At 55.0% G+C, this 21,836-nt stretch carries 18 protein-coding genes; 7 read left to right on the forward strand and 11 right to left on the reverse strand.

Annotated features, from left to right (window positions below):
* Positions 1–8 precede the first annotated feature (8 nt).
* Both DYY88_RS12295 and DYY88_RS12300 read right to left on the reverse strand, forming a co-directional pair.
* Positions 9–2,942: an SMEK domain-containing protein gene (locus tag DYY88_RS12295; protein ID WP_039727669.1), complete on the reverse strand. Its 2,934-nt coding sequence runs from the start codon at positions 2,940–2,942 to the stop codon at positions 9–11.
* A gap of 148 nt (positions 2,943–3,090) precedes the next feature.
* The gene (locus DYY88_RS12300; RefSeq protein WP_236146367.1) at positions 3,091–3,354 is read right to left on the reverse strand and encodes a hypothetical protein; all 264 of its coding nucleotides are present in this window, start codon (positions 3,352–3,354) and stop codon (positions 3,091–3,093) included.
* Between the two features lie 199 nt (positions 3,355–3,553).
* On the opposite strand from DYY88_RS12300, the gene DYY88_RS12305 reads away from it, so the two are divergent.
* The 5 genes from DYY88_RS12305 (at position 3,554) to DYY88_RS12325 (ending at position 7,391) form a co-directional block, all read left to right on the forward strand.
* Positions 3,554–4,081, forward strand: coding sequence for a Uma2 family endonuclease (locus DYY88_RS12305; RefSeq protein ID WP_367889288.1), 528 nt, complete (start codon positions 3,554–3,556; stop codon positions 4,079–4,081).
* 277 nt (positions 4,082–4,358) lie between these two features.
* On the forward strand, positions 4,359–4,550 hold the full coding sequence (locus DYY88_RS25085) for a Uma2 family endonuclease (RefSeq protein WP_039727668.1): 192 nt from the start codon (positions 4,359–4,361) through the stop codon (positions 4,548–4,550).
* Positions 4,551–4,931, forward strand: coding sequence for a Uma2 family endonuclease (locus DYY88_RS12310; RefSeq protein WP_201277523.1), 381 nt, complete (start codon positions 4,551–4,553; stop codon positions 4,929–4,931).
* A gap of 145 nt (positions 4,932–5,076) precedes the next feature.
* Entirely contained in the window at positions 5,077–5,679 is a 603-nt protein-coding gene (locus DYY88_RS12315) for a Uma2 family endonuclease (protein WP_039727664.1), read from the forward strand.
* 341 nt (positions 5,680–6,020) lie between these two features.
* A complete protein-coding gene (locus DYY88_RS12325) occupies positions 6,021–7,391 on the forward strand; it encodes an IS4 family transposase (RefSeq protein ID WP_084607097.1) in 1,371 nt (456 codons plus the stop codon).
* Between the two features lie 491 nt (positions 7,392–7,882).
* On the opposite strand, the gene DYY88_RS12330 is transcribed toward DYY88_RS12325, so the two are convergent.
* The 7 genes from DYY88_RS12330 to DYY88_RS12360 all read right to left on the reverse strand — a co-directional run bounded on the left by DYY88_RS12330 (position 7,883) and on the right by DYY88_RS12360 (position 13,107).
* Entirely contained in the window at positions 7,883–9,466 is a 1,584-nt protein-coding gene (locus DYY88_RS12330) for a phytoene desaturase family protein (protein ID WP_044151283.1), read from the reverse strand.
* A gap of 199 nt (positions 9,467–9,665) precedes the next feature.
* Entirely contained in the window at positions 9,666–9,923 is a 258-nt protein-coding gene (locus DYY88_RS12335) for a hypothetical protein (RefSeq protein WP_052288484.1), read from the reverse strand.
* 51 nt (positions 9,924–9,974) lie between these two features.
* Positions 9,975–10,661, reverse strand: a complete 687-nt coding sequence (locus tag DYY88_RS12340; RefSeq protein WP_039727663.1) for a dienelactone hydrolase family protein — start codon at positions 10,659–10,661, stop codon at positions 9,975–9,977.
* Between the two features lie 16 nt (positions 10,662–10,677).
* The gene (locus DYY88_RS12345) at positions 10,678–11,352 is read right to left on the reverse strand and encodes a phosphoribosyltransferase (RefSeq protein WP_039727661.1); all 675 of its coding nucleotides are present in this window, start codon (positions 11,350–11,352) and stop codon (positions 10,678–10,680) included.
* A gap of 11 nt (positions 11,353–11,363) precedes the next feature.
* Positions 11,364–12,122 carry a photosystem reaction center subunit H gene (locus DYY88_RS12350; protein WP_039727660.1) on the reverse strand — a complete coding sequence of 253 codons (759 nt, stop codon included), beginning with the start codon at positions 12,120–12,122 and terminating at the stop codon, positions 11,364–11,366.
* Between the two features lie 58 nt (positions 12,123–12,180).
* Positions 12,181–12,648, reverse strand: a complete 468-nt coding sequence (locus DYY88_RS12355; RefSeq protein ID WP_039727658.1) for an Hsp20/alpha crystallin family protein — start codon at positions 12,646–12,648, stop codon at positions 12,181–12,183.
* A gap of 117 nt (positions 12,649–12,765) precedes the next feature.
* Positions 12,766–13,107 carry a hypothetical protein gene (locus DYY88_RS12360; protein WP_039727657.1) on the reverse strand — a complete coding sequence of 114 codons (342 nt, stop codon included), beginning with the start codon at positions 13,105–13,107 and terminating at the stop codon, positions 12,766–12,768.
* A gap of 458 nt (positions 13,108–13,565) precedes the next feature.
* On the opposite strand from DYY88_RS12360, the gene DYY88_RS12365 reads away from it, so the two are divergent.
* A complete protein-coding gene (locus DYY88_RS12365; protein ID WP_039727654.1) occupies positions 13,566–16,484 on the forward strand; it encodes a cation-translocating P-type ATPase in 2,919 nt (972 codons plus the stop codon).
* Between the two features lie 112 nt (positions 16,485–16,596).
* Entirely contained in the window at positions 16,597–18,561 is a 1,965-nt protein-coding gene (gene bchD, locus DYY88_RS12370) for a magnesium chelatase ATPase subunit D (RefSeq protein WP_039727652.1), read from the forward strand.
* 255 nt (positions 18,562–18,816) lie between these two features.
* Here the strand turns inward: bchD and DYY88_RS12375 are convergent, their stop codons facing one another.
* A complete protein-coding gene (locus tag DYY88_RS12375) occupies positions 18,817–19,602 on the reverse strand; it encodes a calcium-binding protein (RefSeq protein WP_052288483.1) in 786 nt (261 codons plus the stop codon).
* Between the two features lie 170 nt (positions 19,603–19,772).
* Positions 19,773–21,074, reverse strand: coding sequence for a hypothetical protein (locus DYY88_RS12380; protein WP_052456695.1), 1,302 nt, complete (start codon positions 21,072–21,074; stop codon positions 19,773–19,775).
* Positions 21,075–21,836 lie beyond the last annotated feature (762 nt).

The raw sequence follows: 21,836 nt of genomic DNA on the forward strand, positions 1-21,836 counted from the left end.
CTTGAGAATCAAAAGCGTGTTGAGCGAATAAAACTGCTATTTCCAAATACTTTTTTCAAATCCTGTCGTAACCAGGAATATGCCAAAGAAGTAGCAGAACTATGACCGAAAAAGTATTCTTCTGACAACCCTCCACCCATCGGAGGATAGCGAATCCAAACTGCTGATTCAGGCCTTAAGATACCAATTCGTTTCTGTACCCTATCTATTCGCTCCCGCTGAACATCACGAAAAGGCCCTTCTTGGGCATTGATCTCAACCGTGTTTGCCTTTTCCTTTGGCAGAGCTTCCAAAAACCAGTGAAATTGTGGGGGTTCTTCAGTATCCCAGCCATTATCTCCAGGTAGTGGCGAAAGATATCCTACTAATCGCGCTGGTAAGGTGGCCGCAATCTGAAACCCTGGCTTCAGTTCTAAAAACCAGGTTTCTACTATCTGTTGATAGATATCGAGAGCCGCCTGATAACCCATCTGAATTCTTTCTTGTAAACGTTGCGGACTATATAGCTCCCAAAGACGTTTGCCTTGCGCCAAGTCTGGTCCAATCCAGGGTGAGAATAGATATGTTTGATTTTCCCTTCTCAATCGGTTTATCTCTTGGCGTAGATATTTGAGGTATAGAGTTTGTTGTCGTTTCCGAGTGCCAAAATCCGAAAGAGTAATCCAACAATTATGGTGAGTTGATTGGTCTTCAATATAGGCAAGAGCTTCATCTAAATTAGTAAGCGGTACTTTTTCCAAACCCCACCAATTTTGCCGAGCGTGGCTAAGGGTTTTCTCACGCCTAGCAATAGCCAATGTGGCTCGCCACGCTGCTTCGCGAATAAATGGTTCACTGTCGATTTCAAGACTGGGGAACTCTAACTTGCACCCAAGATGATTGCTCAGACTATCGAGTGTCCACCGCCAAGCCCAAGCTGATTCATGGCTCGGTCGTGACATTTTTCCGTAAGTCCAATTGTTCCATTCCTGCGAATGACTGCTGTCCCAATGCATGGGTAAGTCAACAGTATCTCCTAAATTTTCAGAGCCTTTGTACCAAGCTGCTTGGAGATAATTTTGGGTTCCTGTTGTTATTCGCGTGCCCACACATGGTAGTGAGCCATCTTTTCGGGCAGGTGAAATTATTTTAGAGAGTTTTCCAAAGCCGTTTACCCAAGCTTGCATAGCCTGTTGCAGCTGTCGTCCACACTGCTGAGCCGAAGGTAGTGGAGTTTCACGTGTTCCCCAACGGCTAGAACTAGCCATTACTATTTCTACAGCAAACGTTGGATACGTTTCAGCAATCGGTTCTAATAGTTGGGAAGCTAAATCATGGCTCAAAGTTGCTACTGCGATTACAAGTGGATAACGCCACTTTTCAAGACGCTCAGGGCTATGAACACAGTCTCCAATAATGGATGGGTCGTCAGCTAGGCTCTGAGCCGCAAACCATTCAGTCAAAATGGGTAACGGAAAGGAAATAACATCGCGCGATCGCGTTACTACTAACCCAACTTTTAGAAGAGGCTCCCAAACATTTTCGATTGATGCTAAATCTGCTGCTCTAACCCATCCATTGCTACTCTCAGTAGCGAGCACCGCAAGCTGCTGCAACAAAGGCATATAGTCATAAAAATTAACCTTTGCTCTTCTTAAAGCATCTCGTACTAACCACGAAAGTAACTCACCTTCAGAACGTAGAGCCTGAGCTGTGTTCTGCTGCAAATAATTGGCTAAAATCAATGTAAACAGGGGACGACGAATTGCATCTTTCACAGACTCAGTCCACCCTGAGACGGTCATTGCAATTACTTTCTGCCCAGAGAGCCTCTCGATGAGTTCATATGCTTGCCGCTCAGATAATGGTGGGACTGGAATGTTAGCGCCTTTCACTAATTCATTCACGCATGGAATAGGTCTGCTCGTGATCAAAACACTCGTTTTGGGTAAGGTGTCTGCTAGTACATAGGCCTCACTCAGTAGTTGACTTGCTAGCCGAGAATCAACCTCATCAAGACCGTCTAAAAAAATAGAGACTCCTTGTACTTCAAAATCTCCAAGACCCGATGCTTCGGTCTCAACTATTTCTTCTAGAAAGTCACCTTTCTGCAATTGCCCTGATTCTATATAGATAGGGATAGGTGCTTTTGGATTGTCGATAGCTTCTGCGAGAGTGAGTTGAAATAGGCGCTGAGCTATTAGCGTCTTACCAAGTCCCAATTCACCAGTCAATACATGCACACTGCCAGACTTAAGGGTCAGAGAATCGGGAGGATTCCCTAAAGATTGATCCTCCGCCAGCGCAATGGCTGTTTCTCGACTCGCGACCGCAATACGAAAGCGCTCAATACACGATGCTCTTGCCTTTCTTTGAAGTTTCTTGAACCTAGTAATTCGATCTTGAAAAGAAATCTCATGACCTGATGTAGATAACAAGTGCTTATTTTCACTAAAGTTGGCTTCTAAGATCTCTCGGACTCTGTTGACTCGTTCTATTTGAAAGTTAGAAATCTCTTTGAGTAAGTTGCGATAATCCCAAAGATCTCTTTGAATATCAAAAGTCAGCTTTTCCTGAACAATCTTCTGAATTGTTTTTTCCGGATAGCTGCCCTTCTTTTCCTGCAAAAAGAAGAAAATCAGACGATCATATTCAAGATACTGCTCATGTTTGATGAATTGATCAAGAGTATGCTTGACTTTCTCGGCGCTTGTAGTTGCAGTGACCTGAATGCAAATCCTAGCTGCCTTATCTACTAAATCAATACCAGGATGGTTGTTATTGTCCTCAACGTAATTGACATTCTCTAAGTTCCAGCCGTAAATCTCATTAAGTATAGGTATCAGGATGGTTTCAGCCGCCTTGTTAAGATCTGTCCGCCCTATTGACGCCTCACCTTTGATCTCAGTCACAAAGCGAGACATTAACTGAATTACACGCTTTAGCGAGATCTCAAGGTTCATCAATAGCCTCAACTGATCAAACTTACGAGCTACTAAGCAGTACCTTGCTGCTAGTCAGGATTGTAGCTATTTCAAGCAGCGATCGCCTTTTAACATCAAAAAACATCAAAGCCGCTTGAAGTTTGATAAATCTAAGCGGCTGTCTCGATTAATCCAGGAAGCGATCGCGCCTCAACAGGCTAAACACCTCACCCTGCTCTGGCGTAATCAAAATCCCCGACTCCGGAATCGCGATCGCCTGACTCCACGTCGCTTGCTCCGCATACTGGAGTTTGTGCAACCTATGGATGACAGACCGCACCCCCTCCGGCGAACCATCACCAGATGCAACAACCGCTCTCGCTCCGGCTGAGACATCGTATTCGCGAGCAATACGGGTCAGATATTTAACCCATCGCGATCGTCCAGGCAAGTCAAAACCGTTACATCTTGTTGACCGATGGGCCGTGTTCTTTGCCAATTTTCAGATGCCGTCAGGCGATTGTTCCTCTGGTTTAGCGGAACTGTGGGTGGTGCGGAGCCCGGATTATCTTTCTCGGTTTAATCCCTGTCCGGACTCCCCCCTCAGAACTGAGCTATTCTGATGCTATTTGTCTGCCCCGGCAACTCCCATGGTCACCATTCCCCTCCCCGATGCCCAGTTAATGACCTTTGCCGAATTCATCGACTGGAAGCCCGATAACCGTCGCTACGAGCTGCACCACGGCACCCCCATCGAAAGGCAACCCACTGGCGATCACGAAGCAGTCATTTCCTTTCTCAATTTGGCCTTACTGCTAGAGGTACATCGGTTACAACAGCCCTTCTTGCTGCCTAAACAAGCCCTGGTGAAACTGCCCGACGAAGACACCGCTTATCTACCGGATGTCGTGCTGCTCAATCGCCCGGCCTTGACCTACGAACCCCTCTGGAAAAAAGCCTCGACAGTCACCCAGGGAACCTCCGCGCCCCTCGTGATCGAAGTCGTCAGCACGAACTGGCGCGATGATTACGGCAAAAAGTTGGTGGATTATGAAAGCTTAGGGATTCCAGAATATTGGATTGTCGATTATCTGGGGTTGGGCGGACGACGCTATATTGGGAGCCCCAAACAGCCAACTCTATCGATTTGTGCCTCGTCGAAGATGAATATCAAGTGACCCAGTTTCGCGGCAGTGATACCATTCGCTCCCCACTGTTTCCTGAGCTTGAGCTAACGGCTGACATTATTTTTCAAGCGGGAGCCTTAGGCTGAGCAGGCTGACTCAAGCCTGGTTTATTCAGCATCGATTTTCCCAATTGCATCAAGGGGGGGCCGGTTTTATCAAGGCGGCGGGCGATCGCCGAAAGATGAGAGGCCCGTATCGCCCCTCTCTCTAAGATGCTGCCTGCCCCCCCTCATCTAAACTAAAAGCAGCCGACCTTAGTGATTTTCTCATGGTCAATACCGCTACCCAGCCACTCACCTTTGAGGATTATCTGGCCTATGACGACGGCACGGATAACCGCTACGAACTGGTGGATGGCCAACTTGTGGTCAGAAATCCATCGCATATAGAACATCTCCTGATTACACAGTTTTTAGAAGAGCAACTTGATCTCGAAATTCACCGTCTCGGCTTGCCCTAGCTGACCTTTCGCGAAGCCGGAGTCAGAACCGGATTCAACAAATCGCGTCTCGCCGACCTGTGTGTGGTCACCCGCGAGCAAGTCAAAGAACTGCTGGGGCAATCCGCAGTCTTTCAAACGCCACCGCAACTCATCGTCGAAGTGGTGAGACCCGACTCCATCACTCGTGACTACCGCTACAAACGGTCTGAATACGCCGCCATTGAAGTGCCCGAATATTGGATTGTTGACCCGCTCACGGCCAAAGTCACCGTACTCCAGTGGGAAGAAGGATTTTACGAAGAAACTGTATTCGCGGGTGAGCAAGCGATCGCCTCTCCCACTCTTCCCGAACTCACCCTCTCGGTCGCCCAGCTATTAGCTGCGGGCACTCTGGCCTAATAGATATTCAGGTTTGAAGCCTTTCTCCCGCTGGGAGAGAGGTTTGGAGAGAGGGCAAAATCAGACTGTCGAAGCGACGCTTTAAAATAGGGGCGATCGCCGATCACCTGTCCCTCTTCACTCGCCAACCTGGCGACCAAGTTCCATGATTGCCAGCTCTGACCGCATCCATCTTTCCCCCGAAGCGTATCTGGAATGGGAAGCCCAGCAGTCCATCAAATACGAATATCTGCATGGCGAAGCCTACGCCATGACCGGCGGCACCTTGGCCCACAACGATATTGCCGTCAATCTCACGACTTTGCTCAAAAATCACCTGCGCGGCGGTCGCTGTAAGGTTCGCATGGCCGATGCCAAAGTGGGCGTCACGGCGAAAGGTCCGTTCTTCTATCCCGATGTGTTAGTGACCTGCAACGATGCCGATCGCACCGCCAAAACCCTCGTGCAGCATCCATGTCTGATTATTGAGGTCTTGTCGCCGGGAACGGAGGGCTATGACCGGGGCGAAAAGTTTAGGCAGTATCGCCAGCTCGACTCTTTGCAAGAATACGTTTTAGTCGATGCTGAGCGGATGGGCGTTGAAGTTTATCGACTCAATGCCGCCCAAAAATGGGAGCTAACGCCCTATTTTCCCGAAGCGAATGGGTCAGCAGAATCTTTGATGGTTGACTTTTTTAGTGTTGGTTTTCAATGTGCGATCGCTGCCATCTATGAAGACGTTGAGTTTTCGGCATTGCTGAATGGGTAGATGATTTTTGAAGGAGGTTTAGGTGATCGCGCGGCACAAACGCAGGATTTTGTGGGCACAGAATAAGTTCTAGCGGTGCTGCTGGTATGTCACTGACGGTTGGCCGGTCGAGCCCCCATGCATCAACGTTGCCGACCAGGTCATAAGTAAGCCGCACATGACGCCGGGGAAAGGTGAAAGCAGTTGCTTTCGGCACTATAGCGCCGCGTAGATAGCTCCGGACATCCCCATGCTGCGAAACAAAGGGCTTAAGCCGAATGGCACTGACATAAGAGCGTAAAAAAGGCTTCAAGCGCTTGATCTGTAAGAATCAAAGCGTCGAAGCCCATAACGTTGCCTCTATGATGTCGAATCGTGCGGAAATCCTCAAGGAGAAATATCAGGACAGTATCGGTCTGCCCTTTGCTGAAGTGCTCTCGGAAGCTGAGATTCAGGCGGTACTCGAGGAGCAAGGAGTCACCTATCGTCGTGTCCTCTACACCCCTATGGTTGTGCTGTGGAGTTGGCTCTCCCAAGTGCTCGATCCAGATAGCAGTCTCAGCCATGCCGTCAAGCGGGTCGTGACCTGGATGCGCCTAGCGGGAGCGGTGCCCCCATCAGCAGATACCGGGGGCTACAGTAAAGCGCGTCAACGTTTGCCCGAGTCCATTTTCCCGCCCCTTTTGCAGCGGGTCGCGAAGGCTTTACAGCAGCAAGGATCTCCCGCGCAGCGGTGGTGTGGTCGCACCGTGAAGGCGTTTGATGCGACGACGGTCTTGATGAGTGATACTGAGGCGAATCAACAGGCTTATCCGCAGCACCGCAATCAAACCGGTGGGTGTGGTTTTCCCATTCTCCGGCTGCAAGTGTGGTTTGGTGTGACGACGGGTGCCGTCCTGGCGGTCGCCATGGCCCCCTTTCGGGTGAGTGAATGGCGCTTAGCTCGCCAACTTTATCAGCGGCTGCGCCCGGAGGATGTCGTCGTGGCCGATTCGGCCTATGGCACCTATGTGGCTCTCGCCTGGGTGGCTTTGAGGGGAGCCGATGCCGTCTTTCGCAAGCATCATCAGCGTCGCTGTGACTTCAGGCGGGGCAAAAAATTGGGCATTGGTGACCACACCGTCCGTTGGCAGCGTCCGAAACGATGCCCTCAGGCGCTTGCTCAGGAGGAGTTTGAGGCTTTGCCCGAGGGGCTGGAGGTGCGAGAAGTCACGCTCTCGATTCAGGTACCTGGGTTTCGTCCGACCAACTTTGTCGTCGTGACCACGCTGACGGACTCCCAACGTTATCCCAAAGCTCAATTAGCTGAACTCTATCTGCTCCGCTGGCAGGCCACCGAAGTCAATCTCAGGCATCTCAAAACCACTTTGGGCATGGAGATGATTGCGGCCAAAACCCCTGCGATGGTCACCAAGAGTATTTGGGTGCATCTGTTGGCCTACAATCTATTGCGGACCTTGATGTGGGACGCGACTGCCCATTCCCAGGTCGAGGCCTTACGGCTCTCCCTACAAGGGACGCGGCAACAATTTAACCACTTCCGACCCGAGTTCCTGCATCTAGCGACGACTGAACGACAGCAAGGCTACCAAGCACTATTAAGCGCTGTGCAAGCGTTGATCATTCCCTTTCGACCCAACCGTTCAGAACCTCGAGTCGTCAAGCGCCGTCCTAAACCGTTTCCCAAAATGAAGGAAACTCGCTCCGTCCTGAAAGCTAGATTAGTAGCTTGATACAGCTTATGTCAGTGCCATTCGGCTTAAGCCCCTTGCCTGTTGGTACCTTACTGCGGACTGCTATGTCTAGCACGACTCAACCGGCATACATTTTGCTACGCCAAGGCAATTGGGATGCTGGGCTATGCCATCCGCCTGTTGCTGCACTATCTAAATTTTCGAACGGTCCTAATCCCCCCCAGATCATTCATCGATCCAGCAACGACGGCGATGAAACGTAGACATCACGGTTGTTGACGATGAACGGTGGGCGGATGCCATTAATTCAGAAGAACGGGGTGAATTTGGGGTAGTCCATCTAGTCGGGGGCTTTAACCTCTTGAACGCTGAATCATTCATCCCTCACATCAGCAATGCCAGCGATCGCTCCGCCCTGGAACATCTCCTACGACTCCCACAATATCGGCATCGTAGGAGATGTTCGCCAGCGCGTTGCCGTTCCGGAAGCATCCCCACTCGATGGCCGGTTCCGCCACCCATAGACGGCATTAAGACACCCCGAGCAATTCACTACTGGCGGGCGATGGGGGGGAGGCGGGCGCTGTCGGCTGCCGCACCGATCGCCCGGTGATCAATTCCACCACATCCATGCCGTTGCTAATCACGCCCGGTACGCTGGGATAACCCGCCGAAGCCCCCACGAGATAGAGATTGGGCAACTCAGTGGTGTAGCCCAGGCGATGGAGACCGACCTGTTGGGGAATCAGCTTCGCCCCGTAAATGTTGCCTTGGGGTTGACCGAGATAGTGCTCGCTCGTGGTCGGCGTGCCGTAAACCTTCAGGCGGGCATAGGCATCCACATCAGGAATCAGATCGCGCACGCTGGTCATCACTTGCTGGTAAACCTCGCGTTTTTGGGCTTTGTAGGCGGCGAGATCGCGCTCCCGCAGTTGGGCAAAGGGCTCATAGGGGCACACCGTCGCAATTTCCAGCACGTGATGTCCGGGGGGAGCCATGCCCGGTTCGGTGGATTTCAACGTGGGGCAAGAGAGGAAAATCCACGGATGGCTCAGGTCGCCCTGGAGCTGTTTTTGGTATTCGCGGTTCAGATCGCCGGTGGGATAGTACCAGATATTCCAGTTGCCCAGGCCATAGCGCTCGGGCTCAAAGCGATCGTCCAGTCCCAGATAAATGTTGAACGCACTGGCGGAATACTCATAGTCGGTGAGACGGCGAGTTTCCCGCTGGCTGAGGGCCTGGGGCGAGTGCATCAAATTCACGGTGAGCTTGGGATCGAGATCGCTGATGTAAGCCTGATCCGCTTGATAGGCGGTGCCGCCCGCGACGACGTACTGCACTTGGCCCTGCGCCACCTCAATATGTTCCACCGGGGTCATCAGCTTGACGAATCCGCCGCCAGTGGTGATGGCATCCACAATGGTGTCGACAAAATGCTTGAAGTGGTGCTTGGGATAGTAGGCCCCTTCGGAATAGTCCCAAACCAGGGCCGTGTGGGTGATCAGGGCAATTTCGTTGGGCGGTAGGGCGTAGTCGCCACTTTGACCCGCCAGCAGGTTTTGCAACGTGGGGGAGAGACCGATGCGATCGTACAGATCTTGCAAGGTCCAGTGACGTTTGGTGTAAAGCTGCCAGTATTGGGGCAACTTCAGCCAGTCAGACCATTTGCGGTCATACCAGTTGACCTCTTGCCCCAGGGCAGCCATTTCTGTGTGCAGTTGCTGAATGGTGTCGCAATAGCGGTTAATGGCGTCGGTTTCCTGGGGAAAGGTGTCGATGAGCCGAGTCCGCAGGTTTTCCCAGCCGAGGGGAATCTTGAAGTCGACTTCGGGGGTAATGATGCGATCGATGCCCTCTGGATCGAGGGAGTTGAAGGCAACGGCGCGATCGAGGTAGCTCAAAAATTGCCCGATCGCTTGATGCGGTGCACACTGCGAGATGTAGTGAACATCGGCACAGAAACGGTAATGACCGTAGTCAAAGGTGTGACAACAGCCTCCCGGTAAATAGTGCTTTTCTAACACGGCTACGCGATAGCCCTGACGAGTTAAGCCAGCGGCAGCGGCGAGTCCCCCGAGTCCAGCTCCCAAGATGACGAAATCAAAGGTTTCCATAATTTTCCTCCGACGCAATTTTGAGTTTCTAAATCAACAACCTCTGGGGGCTGAAGGCGATCGCGGCTCCTGGTCTCCGACGGCTGCCATCGTTGCTAGCCGCTAGGGCCACGCGGCGAGCCTCCTGGTGAAATGCTTGAATGCATCCTTCATCCCGTTAGGCAAACCCTGTTCCCGGAGGGCGCATCGCCATACGCCCCTACAGATTCGGGCGGGAAGCGGCACTCGCCTCTTGGTTCAGTTCTTGAATCAGGGCATCGGCCAATTGCACTGACCATTGGGCGATTTCAGTGGCATTAATTGCGGGCGCTTCGCCGTAGCCATAGTGCGCCACCAACCCCTGCATCGCCAGCGCGGCCATGTGTTCGCGCCGGGTGAGCCCCTGAGTCACCGTCCATGGCTCTGGGGCGTCTCGTTGAGAAAGGGGATAAACGTTGTCATGGGTTTGAATGGTCATCTTCCACCTCCAGGGAGATTTCTGTTTGGGCAACTGGCTCCTGTCATGCCGCTACTGGGAACGTTTGAGAAAACGACCGAACCAGTCGCTGGCCAGATCGGCGACCTGTTCTAAGGCTCCGGCTTCGGCGAATAGGTGCGTGGCGTTGGGCACAATGGCCAACTGTTTTTCCGGCAGGCGATCGAGCCGCGAGAAGGCATATTCATTCATCGCGATCACGGGCAAATCTTGCCCCCCCACAATCAGCAACGTGGGGGCCTGAACTTGGGTAAGGGCAGAGCCGACCAAATCGGGTCGCCCGCCGCGAGAGACGATCGCCTGCACCCGGTCGGGTCGCTGGGTCGCCGCCATGAATGCCGCCGCGCTGCCCGTGCTGGCTCCAAAGTAGCCAATGCCGAGATTTTGAGTGGCGGGGGTATGTTGCAGCCAATCGGTGGCCCCGACGAGCCGAGCCGTCAGCAGGTCAATGTCAAAGCGAAACTGGCGGGTCTCGGCGTCTTGCCGGCCTTCGGCAGGCGTCAAGAGATCCAACAACAGCGTCGCCAGGCCCGCCTGTTGGAGGCGCTGGGCGACCAACTGATTGCGGGGACTGTGGCGACTGCTGCCGCTGCCATGAGCAAACAACACCACGCCCTGGGCCCCCGGCGGAATCACTAAATTCCCTTCTAACTGCACGGCGGCGGCCGATACAGAAATGACGGGATGGGGCGGTTCATGCTGAGTAGCAGTTGAACGCATGGTCTTTATCCCTCCTTCACGCGATCGACTGGGGATGCTGCTGGGGGGCGGCTGTGAGGAGGTCTCGCACTTCGGCATCAGTCGTTGGGGCAAAGTCTTCGTACCACACCCCGATCGCATAAAAATTCTCTGGTGTCAGTAACGCAATGACCGCATCGACTTCCGATCGCAATTCGGCACAGATTTGCGGCGGCGCGACGGGAACGGCCACGATTAATTGCTGTGGTTTTTCCGCCTTCAGGACCGCGATCGCCGCCCGCATGGTCGATCCGGTCGCCAGGCCATCATCCACCACAATGACTGGGCGATCGCGAATGGGCGGCGGCGGACGATCGCCTCGATAAGCGCGATCGCGGCGCTGCAATTCCCGCAGTTCGCGAGCCGCCACCGCATCAATAGCGTGACTGTCAATGCCCAGCCAGCTAATCACGTCGTAGTTGAGCACCCGCACACAATCGGACGCGATCGCCCCCATCGCCAATTCCTTTTGCCCCGGCACCCCCAGCTTCCGCACCAGACAAATATCCAGGGGAGCCTGGAGCGCCTTGGCCACTTCATAGGCCACGGGCACCCCGCCGCGCGGCAGCCCTAACACCAGCAGCTCCGAGCGCTGAGCATACGGCTCCAAGCGCTGGGCCAACTGCCGTCCGGCGTCTTGGCGGTTTTGAAATCGGGCATAGTGGGCGTGCATAGCGCTTCTCTTTAAGGTTTGCCAGTCAAATGCTGCCAGGCCGCATCCACAGCCGTTTTGGCGCGCTGCCCAGAGCGGCAAATGTTCTGTTGTAAGTGCCGCCACTGCGCTTGTAGATATCCGGTGGCTTCCTGTAAGGCCCGCTGGTCATGGGCTCCGGTCGCCGCCAGTTCGTCACTCACGGTTTGAACTTTGAGTCGTACCGTGTCAGGCAGATCGTAAGGGGCGATGCGCTGATGCAGGCGATCGCTCATTTCCTTAACCAGCTGTCGCACGGACAAGGATTTTTCGCTGAGATAGCCTTGCAACCCCGTCGATGCTGATTTGAGATGCGTTGGGGCCGCTTCGGTCAGGCGCAGATAGCCGATCGTGATCGTCTCCACATCCTCGGGCGACAGCACCACGGTCTCGCCCCATGGCTCCGCGATTCGGCCCGCCACCAGATAGGCGGCAATTTCCCCCGTTTGCCAATCAAAGAGAAAATCTTCCACCCAGCCCACGGGGTCACCCGCCGTGGACTGCACCGCCATGCGATCGAACCGCCGCAAATTGGTGGGTGCTTCGACTCCTAACCGACCATAGGTGGTGAGGGCCTGCGGACTCACATCCGCGACCTGCGCTAATGGCACATAGCCGGTGCTCGCAGAAAGATAGGCCACTTTGCCGTTGGCATCGAGCCAAACGTCTTCGATCTCGCCTAGATGGGCGATCGTGGCACCATCAATCGCCACCAGGCCCCAAACCTGACTACACCGGACAACATTGAGCATGTTCCATCCTCCTGGGGAGGAAAAACTATACCCTTGCCTCCCCTGTGGATTGCTTGACCTAACTAACGGCGATTTTCACGGCTTGCCGTTGTTCAGACGTCACCTTGGGCAACGTCAGTGACAAGACCCCGTTTTTGCATTCCGCCTTCACCTGATCCGTTTGCACGGGCGACGGCAAGGCCAACCGCCGCTCAAACTGACCGTAGGAAAATTCCGACCGAATCATCCCCTTTTCTTCAGTCTGGGACTCTGATTTTCGTTCCCCTTGGATGACGACTGAAGAGTCGGTGACTTCCACATTCAAGTCTTGAGCTTCCAGGCCGGGCACTTCTAATTTGAGATGGATGACATCATCGGTTTCTTCCATCTCTGCCGCGGGCACAAACGATAAGGTACTCGCTTCTCCATTGCCGTGAGGCAGGAAGCGCTCAAAGAGATGATTCATTTCTTCATGTAAGCGATCAATCCCTCGAAAAGGTTCCCAGTGGGTCAGTTCCTCCAAGGAGTCACGATGCATAATCGCCATGATTTTCCCTCCATGAAATTGAAAGTTTGAACAGTCTATTCTGAATTTTCAAACCCCAAAAATCACTCCTCACCAGGCACCCTGAATTGGTCCTTGGCAGCTTTCAGCTGGGTCGAATCAAGGAGCGTCGACCCAGATCAACAGGGCGATCGCGGCTTGGAGTTGCGGTGCCAAAGACTCGCTGGCTTGAGCCCCGAGTTTGAGTGCATCACTGAGTAAAGTTGCGATCGCGCCGGGCCGGGCAGAGGGGTCTGCCAACCGCAGTGCTGCCGCCACGCCTTCTGGCATCAAGACCTCTGGCACTGGCCTGCCCGCTAATTCATGAGTGGGATCTAAGGGGATGGGCCGGGGCCAAGTAGGCCATCGAGAGATCACTTCTGAACGTTGTGTCCAGGGATCAGGAATCGGTGGATAAAGGTCATGAGTCGTACTGGTCGGAGTCTTAATCAGCATCAACATACTGCGCCTCCCGAAGATTTTCATCCTCTCGCCAAAACTATTCGATTTCGACCTTTTGTTCACAAAAGAAGACCCTGTATTTCTAATATAGTGGTTGATCAAGGGTTTATGGTCAGCACGAAACATTAATATTTTTATCTCGTTTTTGCGACCCAAAATATGTTGAGCTTGAGTCCCTGAAAGATACTAAGCAACTGTCAAAATAGCCAATAAATGCCGAAAATTCCTGGTGGTTAATGTGAGGATTTTTCAAGGTTCAAGCCTGTAAGAATTCAAGAAAAACACCCAACGTTCTAGGTATTTTTGTGTAATTTTATACCCTCGCAAAAGAGATGAGGTTGGGTAAGATTTTCTCCACAAAATATTTCAGAGTGAACTTACTAAGAATTAATGCGGTTTGAGCCTGGAGGTCGAAAGTGGGCCAAGAATAAAAAGTTGTGCTTCGAGGTACAACGGTTATGCACGCACCGTCGCCAACTCATCACGCCGCGATCTGGAGCTTGCCCCAGGCAGACGTTTACGCCGCACTCGACAGTTCTGCCAGTGGCCTCAGCCAAGCTGAAGCGCAGCATCGTTTCCTGCAGGAGGGCCCCAATGAGTTACCGGCGCCCCCCAACCGCCCGCTGGTATTGCGCTTAGTCGATCAGTTCACTCACTTCATGGCGCTGCTGCTCTGGGTCGCGGGCATTCTCGCCTTCATTTCCCATACGGCGGCACTGGGCTGGGCCATCTGGTCGGTGATTCTCATCAATGGCCTGTTCAGCTTTTGGCAAGAATACCAGGCGGAGCGAGCCCTGGCGGCACTCAAGGAAATGCTACCCGTACAGGTGCGGGTGCAGCGGGATGGGGAAGTGGTCACGCTGCCCGCGCGGGAGCTGGTGCGGGGGGATGTGATACTGCTGGAGGAGGGCGATCGCATCTCGGCGGATGCGCGGCTGGTGGCGGGCGAAGAATTGATGATGGATGTGTCGGTGCTGACGGGGGAATCGCTGCCGGTGGCGCGGAATCCTTATCCGGTGCGACCGCGACGGATGGCGGCGATTCGCGATGGGGAGCGGGTAATTGCTCACGGGGAAGCGCCATTGCAAGAGCGGATGACGCCGATGGCGATCGCCAATCTGCTGCTGGCGGGGTCGAGCGTGGCGGCGGGGCGCGGGGTGGCGGTGGTGTACGCGACCGGGGCGCAGACGGAGTTTGGTCATGTGGCCCACCTGACGACGGCGGTAAAGCGGGAGCCGAGCACGCTGGAGCTGCAAGTGGCGAAAATCGTGCGGCTGATTACGGCGATCGCCGTCACCATGGGCCTCACCGTCTTTGGGCTGAGCTACTGGCTGATTGGGCTGGAACTCCAGGAAAGCTTCATCTTTGGGATTGGCATCATCGTGGCGAACGTGCCTGAGGGGCTGCTGCCCACCGTCACCCTGTCCCTGGCGCTGGGGGTGCAGCGCATGGCGCAACGCAATGCCCTGGTACGGCGGCTCTCGTCGGTGGAAGCGTTGAGCGCGACGACCGTGGTCTGCACCGACAAGACTGGCACGCTGACTAAAAATGAGATGACGGTGAAGGCGCTGTGGCTGCCGGGCCTGCCCCAGGCGGTGGCCACCTCTGAAGAACTGGCGGTGGTGGAGGTGACGGGGGTGGGCTACGACCCGACCACGGGCGCGGTGTGTCCACCGGAAACTGTCCCTCATCAACAAGCGGTGCGGTTGCTCCTGGCGGGGTTGGCGCTGTGCTCCAATGCGCGACTGGTGCATCTGGAAGGCCCCAGTCGCTGGGAGGAAATCGGTGACCCGACGGAAGCGGCGCTGGTCGTCGCCGCCATCAAAGGGGGCCTGCACATGGAGCAACTCCAGGCGCAAAATCCCCGGCAGCGAGAGGTGCCCTTTGACTCGCGCCGCCGCCTGATGACCGTCGTGCTGGCCTGGTCACTCCCCGGTCTGACGGTGGACGCGCCACCCTATCTGAGCTTCACGAAAGGCGCTCCGCTGGAGGTGTTGCGGCACTGTCACAGTCTGTTGCGAGACGGGGCGGTACAGCCGTTGACGGATCGCGATCGCCAGTCCATCATTACCGCCAACGATACCCTGGCGCGGCAGGGCTACCGGGTGCTGGGCCTTGCTGCCCGTGCGGGTCACGCCGACCTGCTCACCCTGAAATCCCAAGACCTGGAACAGCACCTCACCTTTGTCGGGCTGGTGGCGATGTACGATCCGCCCCGTCCGGAAGTACCTGCAGCGATCGCCGCCTGCCACGATGCGGGCATCGCCGTCACGATGGTGACCGGGGACTATGGGCTGACCGCCGGGGCGATCGCTCACCAGATCGGACTGGTGGCGGACAAGGCGCGGGTGGTCACGGGGGACGGCATGGCCCACCTGTCGGACGCGCAACTGCGGCAAATTCTCAAGTATCGCCACAATCTGGTGTTTGCCCGCATGGCTCCCGAACACAAGCTGCGCCTGGTCAACGCTTACAAAGACCTGGGCCACATCGTCGCCGTCACCGGGGACGGGGTGAACGATGCGCCAGCATTGCGAGCGGCCAATATCGGCATCGCCATGGGGCTGAACGGGACGGAGGTGGCGCGGGAAGCGGCGGACATTGTGCTGCTGGATGACAACTTCGCCACCATCGTTGCGGCGGTGGAGCAGGGGCGATCGGTCTACCAGAATATCCGCAAGTTCATGACCTACATTTTGGCGTCGAACATCCCGGAGATTGTGCCCTTCCTGGCGATGGTGGTGTTCAAGATTCCCCCGGCGCTGACGGTGATGCAGATTCTCGCCATTGACCTGGGCACCGACATGCTGCCCGCCCTGGCTCTCGGTGCCGAATCGCCTGAACCCGGCATCATGCACCAACCGCCCCGCGATCGCCACCAGCCCTTACTGAATCGAGGGTTGCTGGCCCGCGCCTACGGCTTTCTCGGGGTGATTGAGGCGATCGCGGCCATGGTCGCCTTCTTCGCAGTTTGGCAAGCGGTCGGCCTGAATTTTCAAACCCTCCAGGCGATCACGCCCAGTATTTTGAACGAGCAAGCTCCCGCTGAGGTCATGGGCTGGTTCCGGCAGGCGACCACAGCAACGCTGGTGGCGATCGTCGCCTGTCAGGTGGGCAACCTGTTTGCCTGTCGGTCGGAGTGGCGATCGGCCTGCCGCGTCCGCCCCCGCCTCAACCGCTGGATTCTGGTCGGACTGCTGACGGAATGGGCGCTGGTGGCGGCACTGCTGTACGTGCCCCCCTTGCAGGCAATTTTCAATACGGTGCCGCTGGCGGGTTGGCAGTGGGGGCTGGTGTTCACCTGGCCGCTGGTGCTGCTGGGGGCAGAGGAGTTACGGAAATTCTGGTGGCGGCGGAGATCGCCTCGTTCGCCCTAACTTCCCCCCACCTGCGCCTACTCTCGCCCAAATATTGAGTACCGTGTCATTCAGGGCCTGCAGCGAACCGCACATTGTCCCAACCGCGATAATGGAAGGGAGGGGGTGCAGTATGTCCCCAAACCAAACCATCCCTGCGGTTTCGACCTTTCCGTTGACCGCTATTGTGGGTCATGCGGCGATTCGCCTGGCCCTGCTGCTGCTGGCGGTCGACCCGGAGTTGGGCGGCGTCATCATTGCCGGACGGCGCGGCACCGCCAAATCCGTGATGGCTCGCGCCCTCCACGCCTTGCTGCCGCCCATCGCTGTCCTCAAAGAATCGCCTTACCACGAATCGCCCGCTGAGGCTGACCTCGATACCCCTGACACTCGCATCATCCCGCCCCCCTTTGTGCAGATTCCCTTGGGTGTGACGGAAGATCGGTTGCTGGGATCGGTCGATGTCACCCGCTCCATTCAGCGGGGGGAACCCGTGTTTCAGCCGGGATTGCTGGCAGAAGCCCACCGGGGCATCTTGTATGTGGACGACCTCAATCTGCTGGACGAGCACATTACCAACCTGCTGTTGACCATCCTGGCCGAGGGCACCAACCGCATTGAGCGCGAAGGCATCAGCATCGAGCATCCCTGTCGTCCGCTGTTCATCGCTACCTACAATCCCGAAGAGGGGGAACTGCGGGAGCATCTGGTGGATCGCTTTGCGATCGCCCTCTCCGCCAATGCCCCCCTCAGTCTGAGCGATCGCGTCACTGCCGTGGAACGAGTACTGACCTACATGGACGCGCCCCAACCCTTTCTGGCCCAGTACGCGGACGAGATTGACGAGCTGAAACTGCAAATTTTGCTGGCCCGTGAATGGTTGCCCCAGGTGCAAATCACCCACGACCAGATCGGCTATCTGGTGCAGGAAGCCCAGCGCGGTCAGGTCGAAGGGCAACGGGGCGAACTGTTTGCCACCCGGATTGCCAAGGCCCACGCCGCCCTCAACGGACGCCTGAGCGTGACCGCTGAAGATTTGCGCTGTGGGGTAGAACTGGCGATCGTGCCTCGGGCCACCGTGATCGAACTCCCCGCTGACGCTGCGCCCCCACCACCGCCGCCACCAGATGCGGCCCCACCGGAACTTGAACCCACCGACCCCGAAGCCGCCCCACCGGAACCCGAAGCCGCTACCCTGCCAGAGGAATTTGTTTTTGCGCCCGAGGGGGTACTGCTCGATCCCACGGTCCTGTCCTTTGCTCAAAAGGCGCGCCGCCAAAAAGGCAAGGCGGGAGGCCGGGGGCTGATCTTTTCGCAAGCACGGGGACGCTATGTGAAGCCGATGTTTCCCAAAGGCCGGATACAACGCGTGGCGGTAGATGCCACCTTGCGCGCCGCCGCCCCTCATCAAAAGGCACGCCATCGCCGTCAGCCCGGTCGCCGCCTGATTATTGAACCGGACGATGTGCGGGTCAAACGGCTAGCCCGTAAAGCGGGGGCGCTGATCATTTTCGTGGTGGATGCCTCCGGATCGATGGCGCTGAATCGGATGCAGGCCGCGAAAGGAGCCGCGCTGCAACTGCTGGGGGAAGCCTACCGCCACCGCGACCAGATTGCCCTGATCACCTTTGGCGGGGAACGAGCCGATGTGGTGCTGCCGCCCACTCGCTCCATTACCGCTGCCCGTCGTCGCCTCGATCGCTTGCCCTGTGGCGGTGGTTCTCCCCTCGCTCACGGTCTCGCCCTCGCCATTCGCACCGGACAAAACGCCCTCCGCAGCAAAGACATCGGCCAGGCGATTGTGGTGCTGATTACCGATGGTCGCGCCAACATTCCCCTCTCGCGATCGCTGGGGGAAACCCTGATGAATGGCGACCAACCCGACCCCAAGACCGAACTGCTGCGGATTGCCGGGGTGCTGCGATCGCTCCACCTGCAACTCCTGGTCATCGACACCGAAAACCCCTACCGCTCCAAAGGACTCGCCAAAGCGCTGGCGCAGCAGGCCCAGGGCACTTATTATGCACTGCCCAAAGCCAGCGATCGCGCGATCGCCGCCACCACCCAACAGGTCATTGGCGAGTTACGGTCTGGGTAGCAAAGTTGGCGTTTAGGTTTGCGGGCACTGTCCGCCTTGGAGGCGATCGCGGCTACTTTCAGCCTCACCAACCTCCACCATCGGCAACCCACTATCGAAAACCGATGCGTCGCGCTTGAGCAACTGGCGTCAACTTACACGATTAGCAAAGACCGCCGAGCCCCCTGTCAGAGGCGATGGATGTTGAGAGCTTAATTTCTAGAGCTGGAAAGTTAAATTAACAATCCCCATCGCCCCCATACGTTTAGACCAGATTCAAACAGTCACAAAATCGGCTGGGGTCAGTGTGGTCGTATCGACGCCTTTCAGAATGGCGAGCAAATGGTTTTCTTCACCCGCTAGACCAATTTCATTTCCATCGAATGTCAGGCTACCGAAAGTCAGATTGCCTGTCAGGGCTAGAAAATCAGTCCCCTGTTTAAAATCTTGGATGATATCGGCTTCGCTCTCGGTATGACCATCATCCGTGTGGCCGCCGCTACCACCAGGGCCGCCAGAGTGGCCGCCGCCGCCAGAGTGGCCGCCGCCTTCGCCCGGTAAGCTGAGCACAAAAATGTCGCTGCCAGGGCCGCCAATCATAATGTCGGGGGAGTTACCGCCTATCAGAATATCGTCGCCGCGCCCCCCGTCAAGCCGATCAGGCCCACAGCCCCCAATCAAGATGTCGTTGCCGTTTTCGCCATAGAGGTCATCTTTGCCCTTGCCGCCCCGGAGCTCATCGTTGCCGTTGCCGCCATACAGGTAATCTCGGCCTTCACCCCCATCGAGCATGTCGTTACCATTGCCGCCCAGTAATTTGTCGGCTCCGGCTCCGCTAGAGAGCATGTCATCGCCATTGAAGCCGTTGATGAGGTCTCTGCCGCCGCCTCTGGTGATGACATCCGGCTGATTAGTACCGTCAATGATCTTGTCAAAGCCATCGTCGTGATCAGCATCTTCACAGCCATCTCCATGCCCTTCATCGGCGGCTGGTACTGCGGTGTCTAGTTGGTTTTGGAGATAGCTTATTTGCTTGAGCGTAAGTGTCTTGGGAAGCACCATGGCTGTTCCTCCTTCCTTTTTATAAAGATGAGGAGCTATCTTGAGAGGTCCTTTAGCTGTTGTAGAAATATCGGTAGGTCTTCTCGGGAGATAACTCCTCTGGAGTTAAGAAGTTGCACCTCTGTACTCTAGAAATGAGTTAGTTACAGGTTCGTTCGCTGCTGCATCACTCACAGCGTCGAGCTAGCAGGGTAGAAAATTTGAGCAATCTGATCTTCCCCTTCGCCCCCGACTTCCGAAGGAACCAGCATGTCCACGTAGAGCAAGCCGTTATGTGTATCGGCATTACCCACTCCCAACTCTCCATCGGCAACAACAATAGTTTGACGACCTTCGGTCACGGGATCAAATGCCCGACTTTCTTCGTTATAGTCACCAATTTGCGTGCCTGCGGTAAAGCTGACTGGAATGTTATCCGGGAGACTAAAGGTCACTCGATACAGCCCAGCATCGGTATAGCGAAAAGGCTTATCAGAAACCCCGTTGATGACCTTGCCACCTACGTTCAACTCTGAACCAAATTGAGTGCTGGCGGCAACATCTTCGCTGCCGATGCCGTCGCCAACCCAGACTTGGTTATCACCATCCCACCTCAGCCCAGTCAGTTGATCATCACTAGGAGTCAGGGTCGTGAATTTCTGGATGGTCAGTTCCATCATCGGCGCATACACCGTTGCGAAGCTGCTCTGGTAGGTAGTGCCAGTAAGGGCATCAATATCACCACTATTCTCCGTAATGTTGACGCTGGACTGTTTAGCCCGTACGCCTTGCACTTCGTTAGGCCCAGTTTGTTCACTCAGTTGCGTCATGGTGTACGCCCGCATGGGGGCGTCTAACTGATCGTAGAGCGCTAACTCGAGGCGAACAAAGCGACCGAGTTTCACGGGGGAAGACTCCATGGCATCACCGATGTCCACCCAATCGACCACGACGGGAGCCATGGCCTGGACATTACCAGCTTGCCAAGCGTTGCCGGCGGTTTTTTGAGCAAAGTAGTAGTACCCATCAGCATCTGGGGCGGGATCGAACGGAACTGTCAACTTCAAGCTATTTTCACTACTGCGACTGTCAAGGCCAAGCGGGTCGTCGCCTTGACCCAATAGCCAAATAGCGGGGAACGATAAATTGTTACCAACTTCCTCCTTATCCGGCGGCGCGCCGCCACCGCCGCCATTGCCGCTACCACCGCCATTGCCGCCACCGTTGCCGCCGCCGATACCACCACCGCCGCCGCCACCGTTACCTTTTGCAGCTGAGAAAATTGGCGCTGCAAGTGCTTCAATGTTCAAGCTTGGTTGGTAGTTTTTAGGACCGCTAGTTTTTGCTCCTGGGTTTTCAAGCTCTCCGACTTTGTTATCCCCTTGGTTAGGATGCAACATTTCAATCGGTGACTTTTCCTTTATATTTTCTTGCCCAGAGATTTCGTCAAGTTGAAGAATATTGACGCCCCTTTCACGTGTTTGTTTAGCCATGACTGTCACCTCCTATGGAAGTGCGATTTTTGTTGGCAAGAGAATCACCTCTTGAGTGATTCTTTTTGTGGTGTCTAATTACACGATTGGCCAGTGTCATATCGCCATCTGAGCAAGTTGTGAGGTTGATGCCAATTGCCCTGACCTGGGATGATTTTCAACTTGCGAAACAGAACCTACTCAGCTTAGGGTACAAAGCTCTAGAGCACACCAGAAATTGCTTTGAACGCCTGGGAAGAGCACTGGAATGTGTCTTCGACAGTTTAAGTATTAGAGATCACATGGGGAGAATCTGGGGGTGAAACGGGTAGATTTCGGGGATTCCTGTTTAAGATAAATATTTAAATTTTTGGAGATTTTGATGACAAATTTTGTCACTTCTCCGGATCAATCATAATAGGCTTACAGGCTGTATTTTCGTTGTAAAAAAAATCATTTATAGGCCTTGTATGAAATATTTATTCCTGGTGAAACTGTGCGACCACTAAAATTTAGAGGGCGAAGAATAAATATTCAGCAAGACGTCGTTGGTTTGCTGTTTTTGAGTTGTTTATGGCATGGTGTAGCGGCGATTCATTGGGCTAATCCAAAAGTGAACGACCTTATAAACCCCACTACGACGACATTGCGGATAGTTGAACGAGGGGCGGCGGTGGTAACGGTGGTGGTCCGGTTGATCCAAAGCATCAAGATTGCGACCAAGACCGCGATCGCTTACATCAGTTGCAGTTCGACAACCTCGACCAATAGACTCTGGCAGCA

It is taken from the genome of Leptolyngbya iicbica LK, from assembly GCF_004212215.1.
GTDB lineage: Bacteria > Cyanobacteriota > Cyanobacteriia > Phormidesmidales > Phormidesmidaceae > Halomicronema > Halomicronema iicbica.